The organism is Methylobacterium sp. Leaf456, assembly GCF_001425465.1.
Lineage (GTDB): Bacteria > Pseudomonadota > Alphaproteobacteria > Rhizobiales > Beijerinckiaceae > Methylobacterium.
The window spans coordinates 102,244-116,350 of sequence record NZ_LMQV01000043.1 but is presented as its reverse complement, the minus strand read 5'-3'; the positions used below and the strand labels follow the sequence as shown (position 1 = coordinate 116,350).

9 protein-coding genes are annotated in these 14,107 nt (G+C 69.8%); 8 read left to right on the top strand and 1 reads right to left on the bottom strand.

Annotated elements, in window-relative coordinates:
• Positions 1-5 precede the first annotated feature (5 nt).
• From lepA to ASG52_RS22010, 6 genes are all read left to right on the top strand, one after another.
• A complete protein-coding gene (lepA, locus tag ASG52_RS22035; protein ID WP_056247860.1) occupies positions 6-1,811 on the top strand; it encodes a translation elongation factor 4 in 1,806 nt (601 codons plus the stop codon).
• A 266-nt stretch (positions 1,812-2,077) separates the two neighbouring features.
• A complete protein-coding gene (locus ASG52_RS22030; protein WP_056247858.1) occupies positions 2,078-3,526 on the top strand; it encodes a carbohydrate porin in 1,449 nt (482 codons plus the stop codon).
• Positions 3,527-3,731: 205 nt separating this feature from the next.
• Positions 3,732-5,006, top strand: coding sequence for an efflux RND transporter periplasmic adaptor subunit (locus ASG52_RS22025; RefSeq protein WP_056247855.1), 1,275 nt, complete (start codon positions 3,732-3,734; stop codon positions 5,004-5,006).
• A gap of 212 nt (positions 5,007-5,218) precedes the next feature.
• On the top strand, positions 5,219-8,380 hold the full coding sequence (locus ASG52_RS22020) for an efflux RND transporter permease subunit (RefSeq protein WP_056247851.1): 3,162 nt from the start codon (positions 5,219-5,221) through the stop codon (positions 8,378-8,380).
• A 75-nt stretch (positions 8,381-8,455) separates the two neighbouring features.
• Positions 8,456-8,794 (top strand): type II toxin-antitoxin system PrlF family antitoxin, encoded by a 339-nt coding sequence (locus tag ASG52_RS22015; protein ID WP_056247850.1) that lies wholly within the window; start codon positions 8,456-8,458, stop codon positions 8,792-8,794.
• Entirely contained in the window at positions 8,791-9,291 is a 501-nt protein-coding gene (locus ASG52_RS22010; RefSeq protein ID WP_056247847.1) for a type II toxin-antitoxin system YhaV family toxin, read from the top strand. Before ASG52_RS22015 ends, ASG52_RS22010 begins: the two co-directional genes overlap by 4 nt.
• Before the next feature lie 3 nt (positions 9,292-9,294).
• Here ASG52_RS22010 and ASG52_RS22005 read toward each other — a convergent pair whose 3' ends face one another.
• Positions 9,295-10,278 carry a LacI family DNA-binding transcriptional regulator gene (locus ASG52_RS22005; RefSeq protein WP_056247846.1) on the bottom strand — a complete coding sequence of 328 codons (984 nt, stop codon included), beginning with the start codon at positions 10,276-10,278 and terminating at the stop codon, positions 9,295-9,297.
• A gap of 194 nt (positions 10,279-10,472) precedes the next feature.
• On the opposite strand from ASG52_RS22005, the gene ptsP reads away from it, so the two are divergent.
• Both ptsP and pfkB read left to right on the top strand, forming a co-directional pair.
• The gene (gene ptsP / locus ASG52_RS22000; protein ID WP_056247843.1) at positions 10,473-13,037 is read left to right on the top strand and encodes a phosphoenolpyruvate--protein phosphotransferase; all 2,565 of its coding nucleotides are present in this window, start codon (positions 10,473-10,475) and stop codon (positions 13,035-13,037) included.
• Positions 13,038-13,040: 3 nt separating this feature from the next.
• Entirely contained in the window at positions 13,041-13,985 is a 945-nt protein-coding gene (pfkB, locus tag ASG52_RS21995) for a 1-phosphofructokinase (RefSeq protein ID WP_056247841.1), read from the top strand.
• Positions 13,986-14,107 lie beyond the last annotated feature (122 nt).

Below are 14,107 nucleotides of genomic sequence, written 5' to 3'. Positions count from 1 at the left end.
CCCCGATGACCACCTCGCCCATCGACAACATCCGCAACTTCTCCATCGTCGCGCATATCGACCACGGCAAGTCGACGCTCGCCGACCGGTTGATCCAGACCACCGGCACCGTGGCGCTACGCGACATGAGCGAGCAGATGCTCGACTCGATGGACATCGAGAAGGAGCGCGGCATCACCATCAAGGCGCAGACCGTGCGCCTCGAATACCGGGCCGAGGACGGGAAGGACTACATCCTCAACCTGATGGACACGCCCGGCCACGTCGACTTCGCCTACGAGGTGTCGCGGAGTCTCGCGGCCTGCGAGGGCTCGCTGCTGGTGGTCGATGCCTCGCAGGGGGTGGAGGCGCAGACGCTCGCCAACGTCTATCAGGCGCTGGATGCCAACCACGAGATCGTGCCGGTCCTCAACAAGGTCGATCTGCCGGCCGCCGAGCCCGACCGGGTCAAGGAGCAGATCGAGGAGGTGATCGGGCTGGACGCCTCCCAGGCCGTGCCGATCTCGGCCAAGACGGGCTTGAACATCGAGGCGGTGCTGGAGGCCATCGTCACGCGGCTGCCCCCGCCCAAGGGCGACCGCGACGCGCCGCTGAAGGCGCTGCTGGTCGACAGCTGGTACGACGTCTATCTCGGCGTCGTCGTCCTCGTGCGCATCATCGACGGCGTGCTGAAGAAGGGCATGACGATCCGCATGATGGGCGCGGACGCCGCCTACGGCGTCGATCGCATCGGCGTGTTCCGGCCCAAGATGTCCGACATCGGCGAACTCGGCCCCGGCGAGGTCGGCTTCCTGACCGGCTCGATCAAGGAGGTGGCCGACACCCGCGTCGGCGACACCATCACCGAGGACAAGCGCCAGACCACGCAGATGCTGGCGGGCTTCAAGGAAGTCCAGGCGGTGGTGTTCTGCGGCCTCTTCCCCGTGGACGCCGCCGACTTCGAGAGCTTGCGCGGCGCCATGGGCAAGCTCAGGCTCAACGACGCGTCGTTCTCCTACGAGATGGAGACCTCCGCAGCCCTCGGCTTCGGCTTCCGCTGCGGTTTCTTGGGACTTCTCCACCTCGAGATCATTCAGGAGCGGCTCGAGCGCGAGTTCAACCTCGACCTGATCTCGACGGCCCCGTCGGTGGTCTACCGCTTAGCGATGCGCGACGGCGAGCTGAAGGAGTTGCACAACCCCGCCGACATGCCCGATCCGATGAAGATCGAGACCGTCGAGGAGCCGTGGATCCGCGCCACCATCCTCACGCCCGACGAGTATCTCGGCGGCGTGCTGAAGCTGTGCCAGGACCGCCGCGGCGTCCAGATCGACCTCAACTACGTCGGCAAGCGGGCCATGGTGGTCTACGACCTGCCGCTCAACGAAGTCGTGTTCGATTTCTACGATCGCCTGAAGTCGATCTCGAAGGGCTACGCCTCGTTCGACTACCACGTCTCCGACTACCGCGAGGGCGACCTCGTGAAGATGTCGATCCTGGTCAACGCCGAGCCGGTCGACGCCCTCTCGATGCTGGTCCACCGCACCCGCGCCGAGAGCCGCGGCCGCGCCATGTGCGAAAAGCTCAAGGACCTGATCCCGCGCCACCTGTTCCAGATCCCGGTCCAGGCGGCCATCGGCGGCAAGATCATTGCCCGCGAGACCATCCGGGCGCTGTCCAAGGACGTGACCGCCAAGTGCTACGGCGGCGACATCTCGCGCAAGCGCAAGCTTCTGGACAAGCAGAAGGAAGGCAAGAAGCGCATGCGCCAGTTCGGCCGCGTGGAGATCCCGCAGGAGGCGTTCATCGCCGCGCTGAAGATGGACGATTGAGCCACCGTCGTCATTCCGGGGCGCCGAAGGCGAACCCGGAATCCACGACTGGCCGCGACGTATTGTTCAGCGTCGCATCACCGGTGGTTTCCGGGTTCCGCTGCGCGGCCCCGGAATGACGGGCGTTGAGGAACTCGGAACGGCATCGCAGTCGGAAGACGCTCCGCATAACCGACCTTCGGTGTCCGCCTCCTGCCTATCGCGACTGGCAGCCCCGGCCCGCACCCCGTAGAACAAAGCGTCGCCCTCCCCGCGAGGCCTCGCCCGTGTTCCGCCGCCCGGCTCCCGCCTTCCTCATCGCCGCGCTCGCCGCCACCCCGGCCCTGGCGCAGCCCACCGGAAAACCCGTCTTCGAAGGCGCGGGCGGCGATCCGCGCGTCTCCGTCTCCCAGCCGGAATCGACCAGCCAAGCCTCGGGCGGCTACGTGCGCTCGATCGAGCCCTCGCTCGGGCCGCTCGGCGATCCGCTGGGCCTGCGCCCCGTCCTGAAAGAGAAGGGCATCGAGTACAGCCTCACCTATGTCGGCGAGACGCTCGGCAACGCCTTCGGTGGGCTGCGGCAGGGGGCGATCGTGCAGGACCGGCTGAACCTGCGGCTCAACCTCGATCTGCAAAAGCTCGTCGGCTGGGACGGAGCGACGGTGCATGCCAACGCCTACTTCATCCACGGCACCGGCCTGTCGCGCTACTATGTCGGCAACCTCTTGACCACGAGCGTGATCGAGGCACTGCCGTCCTCGCGGCTCTACGTGCTGTGGCTCGACCAGCAGCTGTTCGACGGCAAGCTCGGCATCCGCATCGGCCAGCAGGCCGCCGACACCGAGTTCTTCGTCAGTCAGACCGCGACCGTGTTCGTGAATTCGACCTTCGGCTGGCCGGTCATCACCGGGCTCGACCTGCCGAGCGGCGGGCCGGCCTATCCGCTGGCCGCGCCCGCGATCCGGGCCAAATACGTGCCGGGCGGCGGCTTCTCGCTTCAGGCCGGGCTCTACGACGGCGATCCGGCCGGCGCCAACCGGCCCGGACAGGACCCGGAGGCGCAGCGCCTCGACCGCACCGGCACCAATTTCCGCCTGCGCGACCCGGCGCTGATCGTGGCCGAGGCGACCTACGCCTACAACACGGCGGACGGCGCCAAGGGCCTGCCCGGCGACATCACGCTCGGCGGCTGGCAGCATTTCGGCCGGTTCGATTCGTTGCGCTTCGACACCACCGGCCTGCCGCTCGCCGATCCGCGCTCGAACGGCATCGGCCGCCCGCTGCGCGGCAATGCCGGGATCTACGCGATCTGGGATCAGACGCTCTATCGTGAGACCGGCAAGGACGACGAGGGTTTGGGCTTCTTCGTGCGCGCGGCGTACTCGCCGACCCGCTCCAGCCTGATCTCGGCCTATGTCGATACCGGCTTGGCCTACAAGGGTCTGTTTCCGGGCCGCGACGACGACACGATCGGGATCAGTGTCGCGCATGCCCGCCTCTCCGACGACGCCCGCCGGGCCGACGGCGACACCATCGTGACTTCCGGCATGCCGATGCCGCGGCGGCGGGCCGAGACCGTGATCGAGGCGACCTATCAGGCCGCGGTGGTGCCGGGCTTCACCCTGCAGCCGGACGTGCAGCTGATCCTGCATCCCGGCGGCGGCATCGCCGACGCGCAGGGGCGCCGGGTGCGCAATGCCGGCGTGTTCGGCCTGCGCGCGACGATCCAGTACTGATCGAAAAAAGCCCGCATCGGGCGCCTCGACAGGGCGCTCCGTTCATCGCATTCGCGCACCGTGCCGGGCGCCGTCACGCACCCGTCAAGTCGCCACGGTAACGGCGCAATTCGGGCGCTTCGGTCGCGCGCAATCAAAGGGCCGAGCGAATCGGTCACGCCGACGGGCCGACCCTCAAGCGGGTCCAGCCGGGAAACATGGGTCGATGAGCGGATCGCACGAGGAAGAGCACCTGCCGCCCGGGAGCCTGACCCCGAAGCGGATGGGCTGGCCGGCGCAGGTCGTGATCGCGCTGGTGCTGTGCGCGGGCGCGGGCGCCGCCGTCTGGTATGGCCGGCCCAAGGAGGTCGACGCCGCGGTGCCCTCGCCCGCCGCCGTCACCGCGGCGGCCGGTGCCGACGGGCGCTTCGTGCTCACCCCGAACCAGCTCGCCACCGTCACCACCGCCCCGGTCGAGCAGCGCCTGTTCTTCGAGGACATCGCCACCGAGGGGAAGATCGGCGTCGACGAGTACCGGGCGACCCCGGTCTTCTCGCCCTATCCGGGCCGCGTCATCACCATCTTCGCCCGCTCCGGCGAGCGCGTGCGCCAGGGCGACAAGCTGTTCTCGCTCCAGGCCAACGAGATGGTCCAGGCGCAGAACGACTATCTCGCCGCGCTGAACGTCCTCAACAAGGCCCGCTCGCAGCTTTCCTACGCGACCAACACCGAGAAACGCCTGCACGACCTCTACGATTCGCGCGTCACCACTTTGCGCGAACTCCAGACCGCGCAGAACGACCTCGCCACCGCGCAGAACGACGCCAAGACCGCGGAGGTCGGCCTGGAGGCCGTGCGCAACCGCCTGCGCATCCTGGGGCTGCGCGACGACGACATGATGGCGCTCCAGACCAAGGGCGCGATCAACCCCGAGACGGCGATCAACGCGCCGCTCTCGGGCACCATCATCTCGCGCAAGATCGGGCCGGGCCAGTACGTCAACACCGGCGGCTCCGACCCGTCCTACATCATCGGCGACCTGTCGAAGGTCTGGATCATCGCGCAGCTGCGCGAGACCGACGCGGCCAAGGTCGATCTCGGCGAGCGCATCCGCTTCAAGGTGCTGGCCTACCCGAACCAGACCTTCGAGAGCCGGATCAACTTCATCTCGTCCTCGGTCGACCCGACCAGCCGACGCATCTACATGCGCGCCGAGGTGGACAACAGCAAGGGCCTGCTCAAGCCCGAGATGTATGCCAGCGTCCACATCATCAACGAGCGCGAGACGGTCTCGCGCGCGATCCCGCGCCACGCGGTGATCTTCGAGGGCGACAAGGCCCGCGTCTGGGTGCTGAAGCCCGACAACGCCGTCGAGAGCCGCGCGATCAAGACCGGCCTCGTCGACGGCAACGACATCGAGGTGACCGAGGGCCTCACCGTCGGCGAGCGGGTGATCGCGCGCGGCGCGCTGTTCATCGACGGGATGGTCGATCCGGGCTGAGGCCCGGACCCAAAAGAATTAATCCGAGGCCGCGCGAGCGGCCCCACGGCGCGAAGAGCGCCGCGCGAAGCGGGCTTCGGCGTGAGCCGAAGCCGTCTAGCGGAGCGAGAGCCTAAGGCCGCGGAGGCGGCCGCCGGCGACTGAGGCCAAAACTAAAAAATTGTCCGACCTCGCGGAGCGAGGCTCGGGCACAAGGTTTGGAAACCAACGGCATGAACGGCATCGTCGCCCTGGCGCTCCGGCAGCGCCCCCTCGTGGTCCTGTTCTTCCTGCTGTTCGTGGTGGGCGGCACGGCCGCCTTCCAGGGCCTCAACATCGAGGCCTATCCCGATCCCACGCCCCCGCTGGTCGATGTCGTGACCCAGACCGACGGCCTCTCGGCCGAGGAGATGGAGCGCTACGTCACGATCCCGATCGAGCTGATCACGTCGGGCATGCCCAACCTCAAGCAGGTCCGTACGATCTCGCTCTACGGCCTGTCCGACGTGAAGCTCCAGTTCGGCTTCGAATTCGACTATCTCCAGGCCGAGCAGCAGGTGCTGAACCGCCTGCAGCAGCTCGATCCGCTGCCCGCGGGCGCCAAGCCGACCATCTCGCCGATGAGCCCGATCGGCGAAATCTTTCGGTACAAACTCACGGCACCGCCCGGTTATTCCGTGCTGGATCTCCGCACCCTTCAGGAGTGGGCACTCAAAAAACGCTTCCGCTCGGTGCCGGGCGTGATCGACGCCATCGGCTGGGGCGGCAAGACCAAGACCATCGAGATGTCGGTCGATCTCGACCGGCTGATGGCCTACGGCCTCACGCTCTCGGGCGTGGTCAAGACGCTGAACGACAGCAACCTCAACGTCGGCGGCAATCGGGTGGCCATCGGCGGCCAGTCGGCGGTGGTGCGCGCGGTGGGCCTCATCCGCGACATCGAGGACATCAACGGCACGGTGCTGGCCCAGGTCGGCGGCGCGCCGGTGCTGGTCAAGGACGTCGCCACGGTCACCATCGGCCATCAGCCCCGGCTCGGCATCGCCGGCATGAACGACGAGGACGACATCGTCCAGGGCATCGTCCTGATGCGCCGCGGCGAGAAGAGCACGCCTTCGATCGAGGCGGTGAGGGCGGAGGTCGCCGAGATCGAGGCCGCGGGCCTGCTGCCGCCGGGCGTCAAGATCGAGCGCATCTACGACCGTGCCGACCTGATCGCGGTCACCACCCACACCGTGCTGCACAACATGGTGGTCGGCATCCTGCTGATCCTGGCGATCCAGTGGCTGTTCCTCGGCAACCTGCGCTCGGCGCTGATCGTGGTCGCCACCATCCCCTTCGCGCTGTTCTTCGCCGTCATCATCCTCGTGGCGCGCGACGAATCGGCCAACCTCCTCTCGGTCGGCGCGCTCGATTTCGGCCTCATCGTCGACGGCACCGTCATCATGGTCGAGGCGATCTTCCGGCGGCTGTCGGGCCACGGCATCCCCGGCTATCCCCCGGCCGGGCTCAACGCGAAGGACGGGCGCATCGCGCTGGCCTCCAGCGACGTGTCGCGGTCGATCTTCTTTGCCGCCGCGATCATCGTCACCGGCTTCCTGCCGCTCTTCACGCTGACCGGCGTCGAGGGCCACATCTTCGGGCCGATGGCCACGACCTACGCCTACGCCCTGCTCGGCGGCCTCATCGCCACCTTCACGGTCACGCCCGCGCTCGCCTCCTACCTGCTGCCCGCGCACGTGAAGGAGACCGAGACGCTGCTGGTGCGCGTGCTCGACCGGCTCTACCGCCCGGCGGTGCGCGCGGCGCTCGGCGCCCGGCTCGTCACGGTGGCGGTCGTCGCGCTGATCGCGGTGGGCGTGGGCGTGGCCGCGCGCAACCTCGGCTCCGAGTTCCTGCCCAAGCTGGAAGAGGGCAACCTCTGGGTCCGCGCGACCATGCCGGCGACGATCTCGCTGCGCGAGAGCAACGGCTACGTCAACGAGATGCGCAAGATCATCGCCCAGATCCCGGAGGTCGAGCGCGTCGTCTCCCAGCACGGGCGCCCCGACGACGGCACCGACGCGGCGGGCTTCTTCAACGCCGAGTTCTTCGCGCCGATGAAGCCGCTGGAGCAGTGGCGCCCCGGCATCGACAAGGACAAGCTCACCGAGGAGATGCTGAAAAAGCTCCAGGCGGCCTTCCCCGGCGTCGATTTCAACCTGTCGCAATACCTTCAGGACAACGTCGCCGAGGCGGTCTCGGGGATCAAGGGCGAGAACTCGTTCAAGGTGTTCGGGCCCGACCTCAAGAAGCTCACCGAGACGGCCAAGCAGGTCGAGAAGGTGCTGGGCTCGATCCACGGCGTCGAGGATCTGGCGGTGTTCAAGTCGCTCGGCCAGCCGACCATCGAGATCGACGTGGACCGCATCCGCGCCGCCCGCTACGGCCTGACGCCGGGCGACATCAACACCACCGTCCGCACCGCCATCGGCGGCGACGCCGCGGGCGACCTCTACGATCCGGGCTCCGAGCGGCACTATCCGATCGTGGTGCGCCTCGCGCCGCAATACCGCACCAGCATCGAGGCGATCGCCAACCTGCGCATCGCCGGCCAGAACCCGAGCGGCGGCGCGCCGATCCAATTCCCCTTGAGCGCGGTGGCGAGCGTGCAGCTCGTCTCAGGGCCGGCCTACATCTACCGCGAAGGCCAGGAGCGCTACCTGCCGGTGAAGTTCTCGGTGCGCGGGCGCGATCTCGGCAGCACCATCGAGGAGGCGCAGCGCCGCGTTGCCGCGGAAGTGCAGCTGCCGCCGGGCTACCGGCTGGAGTTGGTCGGCGAGTTCAACAACATGAAGGGCGCCATCGCCCGCCTCTCAGTCACCGTGCCGGTGGCGATCGGGCTGATCGCGATCCTGCTGTTCATGAACTTCTCCTCCGTGATCGATTCGCTTCTCGCGCTCAGCGTGATCCCGATGGCCATGGCCGGCGGCATCGTCGCGCTCTCGGTCACCGGCACCTCGTTCTCGGTCTCGGCGGCGATCGGCTTCATCGCGCTCCTCGGCATCGCGGTGATGGACGGCATCATCGTGCTCACCCACTACAACGGCCTCGTCGCGGCCGGCGTCGAGCGAACGCCCGCGATGCTGCGCACCTGCTACACGCAGATGCGCCCGGTGGTGATGACCTGCGTGGTCGCCGGCGTCGGCCTCCTGCCCGCCGCCTTCTCGCAAGGCGTTGGCTCGCAGGTGCAGAAGCCGCTGGCGCTGGTCGTGGTCGGCGGCATGTGCCTCGCGCCGCTGCTGATCCTGCTGGTGCTGCCGGTGCTGATCCTGACGTTCTCGCGCCGCCAGCCGGGGCGGCCGGTGGCGGCGGAAGGCGCGCCGACGCAGGCGCCTGCGCCGGCTTCAGCGTAGTGAGGCGAAAACGCCTCGGCGCTTGGTATGGCAATGCAAATGCATTACCATACCGGACGTCATGAGGAGCGACCGGTGGGTAAGAGCGACGCGATCCTCGAAATCCCCGCAACGGTGACGGAGCGCGGCCAGACCACCGTGCCCGCCGCCATGCGCAAGATGCTCGGCCTCGACCGCAGCGGGCGCGTGGTCTTCCGCGCGCTTGCCGACGGTACGGTCACGCTCGCGCGGGCCGGGTCTCCCGAGCCGGACGACGACCCGGTGCTGGGGCGCTTCCTCGACTTCCTCGCGCGCGAGATGGATCGGCCGCAGGGCCTCCTGCCGGTGCCGGTCGCGTTATCCGAGCGCGCGGCGGCTCTCACCGAGGGGATCGAGGTCGATCTCGATCAGCCATTGCCGCCGGACGACGCGTGAGCGCCGCGCCTTTGCGCATCAACGGCTGGGACCTCTACGCGCATCCGCTGTTCCTCGACCAGTTCGCGGGCTTCGTCACCGAGGTCGAGAAGGCCAAGTCCCGCGACCCCGCCGGTTACCGCAACAAGCGGGCGGCGAAGCTGCTCGCCGCCGTGCGCAAGGTCGCCTTCGAGGTCATCCCCCAGGACCCGAGCCGTCCAGCCTACCGTCAGGGCGGCACGCTGGGGCCGGAGCATCGCCACTGGTTCCGGGCGAAATTCCTCCAGCAATACCGCCTGTTCTTCCGCTACCGGGTTGCCGGCGAGCGCCAGATCATCGTGCTCGCCTGGGTGAACGACGAGACGACTTTGCGTGCCTACGAAAGCTCGCGCGACGCCTATGCGGTCTTCCGTGCCATGTTGGGGCGCGGCCATCCGCCGGACGATTGGGACGCGCTGCTGGCGGAGGCCGCCGCCGCGGCGGACCGCCTCGCCCGACTCGGCGACGGCGAGCCGTAGCTCTCACTCACGCCGCGTCGAGCCCCGCAGCACCGCCCGCCCGCTCAAGACCACCTTGCGCACCGGCTGGTCCGGGTGCTCGATGCGCTCGAACAGCAGGCGCATCGCCTGGGCGCCGATCTCGGCGACCGGTTGCTCGATCACGGTGAGGCCGGGCTCGACCAGATCGGTCCAGGGCTCGTTGTCGAAGCCGGCGAGCGCGAGGTCGCGGGGCACGCCGAGGCCGAGCGTGCGGGCGGCGCGCACCGCCCCCATCAGGATCAGGCCGTTCGACAGGATCAGCGCCTCCGGCCGATCCGCTTGGCCCAACCAGCGGGCGGCCTCCGCCTCCGCGGCGGCCGCGTTGGGCGCGACCGAGCGGACGAGCGGCGCGAGGCCGTGGCGGGCCATCGCCGCCTCGTAGCCGGCCTGCCGCTCGCGGGCGGTGGAACTGGTCGAGCCGAACAGGCCGCCGATCCCGGAAAACCCCTGGCCCGCGAGGTGATCGACCAGGGCCCCCGCCGCGGCAACGTTGTCGAGGACGACGCTGTCGTGCGCGCCGGGCAGGCCCGAGCGGTCGATGAACACGGTGGGGAAGCCGAGGCTGTCGGCGGTCAGCGCGTCGGCGGTCGCCTTGGTGGGGGCGAAGATTACGCCGGTGACGCGCTCCTCCTCCATCAGGCGGAGATACAAAGCCTCGCGGGCCGGGTCCTCGTCGGTGTTGCACAGGATCACCCGCAGGCCCGCGGCGTAGGCCGCATCCTCCACCGCACGGCTGACGGCGGTGAAGAACGGGTTGCGGATGTCGGCCACGATCAGGCCGATCGTCTGCGCCGCTTTCGAGCGCAGGCGCCGGGCCGAGAGGTTCGGCCGGTAGCCGGTGGCGCGCACCGCCGCCTCGACCTGCTCGCGCACCGCGTCGCTTACCGGGCCGCGGCCCAGCGCCCGCGACACGGTGGCCGTCGAGACGCCCGCCGCGCGGGCCACGTCGCGGATGCCGATGCTCATGATGCGGGAAACGTTTTCAGTGACATGACGCGTGTTCTGCCACCGCTCGCCGGTGCGGGCAAGCCGCGACCCTGCACTTTTCTGCCGGGTGCGCTTGACACATACTATGAAAACGTTTTCATTGGGCACAACAACGCCGACGGCCCAAGAATCAATTTCATCGGTCGGAGGCGCGCCAGGGAGGAGAGCACGCCATGCTCGCACCGACGCCGAACTTCTCGAGCCCCCGCACCGGCCCGCGGCTGCTCGTGCGCCTGAATGCGGCGCCCGCCGACAAGGAGGCCGCGATCCGCGAGGCCGCCTCGCTCCTGTCCGCCGCGGGCTGCATCGACGCCGCCTACGGCGCGAGCATGCTGAAGCGCGAGGGCGTGTCGAACACCTATCTCGGCCACGGCGTCGTCATCCCCCACGGCATGGTCGATGACCGCCATCTGGTGCGCGAGAGCGGGCTCGCCGTGCTTCAGGTGCCCGGCGGCATCGAGTGGCACGACGGGCAGATGGCTCACCTCGTCGTCGCCATCGCGGCGCAGTCCGACACCCACATCACCGTTTTGCGCCGCCTCACCCGCCTGATCCAGGACGAGGGAAGGCTGGAGCGCCTGCGCTCCACCGCAAGCGAGGCGGAGATCGCGAAGGCCCTCACCGAGGATTCGGCGGCGCCCGCCAGCACCGGCACGGCCAACGACCTGCGCCAGCGCTTCGACTGGACGGTCGATTACCCGACCGGCCTGCATGCGCGGCCCGCCTCGCACTGGGTCGAGACGGCGCGCGGATGCCCGGCCCGCATCCAAGTCCGCCACGGCGGCGAGGTGGCGGACGCCAAGAACCTGATCGCGCTGTTGCAGTTGGGCCTGCGCTGCGGCGACGAGGTAACGATCTCGGCGGAAGGCGACGACGAGGCCGCCGCACTTGCAAAAATCTGCGCCGCGGTGACGGGCCTCAGCGCCGGCGAGAAGGCGGCGGCCCAGCGCGCGGCCGACGCCGCGGCCAAGGCCGCCGGCCCGGTGGCGGGCTGGAACCCCGCCGACAAGCCGCGGACCATGGCCGGCATCGGCGCGAGCCCCGGCCTCACCATCGGCCCGGTCCACGTGCTGGCCGCCGCCGATATCGTGGTGCCGGACCAGCCCGAGCCCCTGACCTCGGGCGCCGACCGCCTGCACCGCGCGCTTGCCGCCACCGGCGATCAGCTCCGAGCGCTGGCCGACGACACCGCCCGCCGCCTCGGCAAGGCGGATGCCGGCATCTTCAAGGCGCAAGGCGAACTCATCGCCGACACCGACCTGATCACGCTCGCCTGCCAGCTCATGGTCGAGGGCCACGGCGTGGCGTTCGCCTGGAACGCCGCCGTCGAGCGGATGGCGGGCCAACTCTCGGCGCTGGGCAACCCCGTCCTCGCCGCCCGCGCCGCCGACTTGCGCGACGTCGGCCGCCGGGTGCTGGCGCAGATCGATCCGGCGCTGAAGAGCGGCCACGATCTGCCGGACGTGCCCTGCATCCTGATCGCCCCCGATCTCGCCCCCTCGGACACCGCCGGGCTCGACCCGGCCCGCGTCATCGGGCTCGCGACCGCGCAAGGGGGCCCGACCTCGCACACCGCGATCCTGGCGCGCACGCTCGGCATCCCGGCGATGGTCGCGGGCGGCCCCGGCCTGCTCGCCATCGAGAACCACACCCGCGCGATCCTCGACGGCACCACGGGCCGCCTCTACCTCGACCCGAGCGCGGCCGACATCGCGTCCGCCGAGGCGTGGCGCGCTAAGCAGCGCGAGCAGGCGGAAGCCGAGGCGCGGGAGCGGGCGAAGCCCGCCGAGACCCGCGACGGCCACCGCATCGCGGTGGGCGGCAACGTCAACAACCCGGATCAGGTGCCGCTCGCCCTCGACCAGGGCGCCGAAGGCGTCGGCCTGATGCGCACCGAGTTCCTGTTTCTGGAGCGCGGCGACACGCCGAGCGAGGACGACCAGTACGCGACCTATTCGGCGATGCTGACCGCGCTCGCCGGGCGCCCGCTGATCGTGCGCACGCTCGACATCGGCGGCGACAAGCAGGTCGCCCACCTGCATCTGCCGAAGGAGGAAAACCCCTTCCTCGGCGTGCGCGGCGCCCGCCTGCTGCTGCGCCGGCCCGACCTGATGGAGCCGCAGCTGCGCGCCCTCTATCGCGCGGCCAAGGACCACGTGCCTGCCGACGCCCCCAAGGGCAAGGAGGCCCCGCTCTCGATCATGATGCCGATGATCACCTCGGTCCCCGAGGTGATCCGGCTCCGCGAGATCTGCGAGCAGATCCGCAACGAGATCGGCGCGCCGGAGGTGCCGCTCGGCATCATGATCGAGGTGCCGGCCGCCGCGATCCAGGCCGACGCGATGGCCCGCCACTGCGACTTCTTCTCGATCGGCACCAACGACCTGACGCAATACGCGCTGGCCATCGACCGCCAGAACACCGACCTCGCGCCGGAGGCCGATTCGCTCCATCCGGCGGTTTTGCGGCTCATCCACATGACCTGCGAGGGCGCCGCGCGCCACAACCGCTTCGTCGGCGTCTGCGGCGGCATCGCGGGCGATCCGTTCGGGGCCTGCCTGCTCGCGGGCCTCGGCGTCGACGAACTGTCGATGACGCCCCGCGACCTGCCCGGCGTGAAGGCGCGCCTCAGAGCCTCCGACATGGCCGAACTGAAGGCCCTGGCGCTGCGGGCCTGCGAGCAGGAGGACGCGGCGTCGGTCCGCGCCCTCGACACCACCGTCGCGACGGGAGCCTGAGCGATGATCGCCACCCTCACCCTCAACCCGGCGATCGACCAGACCGTGACGCTGGACGTGCTCACGCCCGGCTCGGTCCACCGCGCCCGCTCGGTCTGGTCGGATGCCGGCGGCAAGGGCGTCAACGTCGCCTGCTGCCTCGCCGACTGGGGCCTTCCCGTCGCCGCCACCGGCGTGCTCGGCCAGGACAACGCGGCGCCGTTCGAGCAGGTGCTCGCGGCCAAGGGCATCGACGACCGCTTCGTCTGGATTCCGGGCGAGACCCGCACCAACCTCAAGCTCCTCGACGCCGGCACCGGCGAGACCACCGACATCAACCTGCCCGGCCTCGAATTCGGCCCCTCGACGCTGGAAGCGGTGCGCGCCGTCCTCTCGGACTTGGCCCGAGACGGCAGTCTCGTGGTGCTCGCCGGCAGCCTGCCGCGCTCGCTTCCCCCCGACACCTACGCCCGGCTGACGGCGGAACTGCGTGCCCGCGGCGCCCGCGTGGTGCTCGACGCCTCCGGGCCGGCCTTGAGCGCGGCGCTCGCCGCCGGGCCGGAGGCCCTGCCCTCGGCGATCAAGCCCAACCGCCACGAGTTGGAGGACTGGGCCGGCCGCCCGCTCCCCTCCCCCGCCGCCTTGCTCGACGCCGCCCGCCGGCTCCAGGCCTCGGGGATTGCGCTGGTCTGCGTCTCGCTCGGCGCGGACGGCGCGCTGTTCGTCTCAAGCGACGGCGCGCTGCGGGCCCTGCCGCCCGCGACAAAGATCGCAAGCACCGTCGGCGCGGGAGACGCCCTGGTGGCCGGCCTCGTCGCCGGCCTGCATGACGGGCTGGCGCTGCCCGACCTCGCCTGCCGGGCCCTGGCCTTCGCCGCGGGCAAGCTCAGCCGCACGGGGGCGAACCTGCCGGGGCGCGAGGCGGTGGAAGCCATCGCCCGGGACATCCGGGTGGAGTCTCTGAACTAGGCGCGACGCGCCCCGAAAAGACCCTCCCCCCAACGGACATCGGGCTTGCCCGATGTCCGCATCCAAAGTGCTCAAGTCGGGCAAGCCCGACTTGAGTTGGGGGAGGGTGCCCGCGGAGCGGG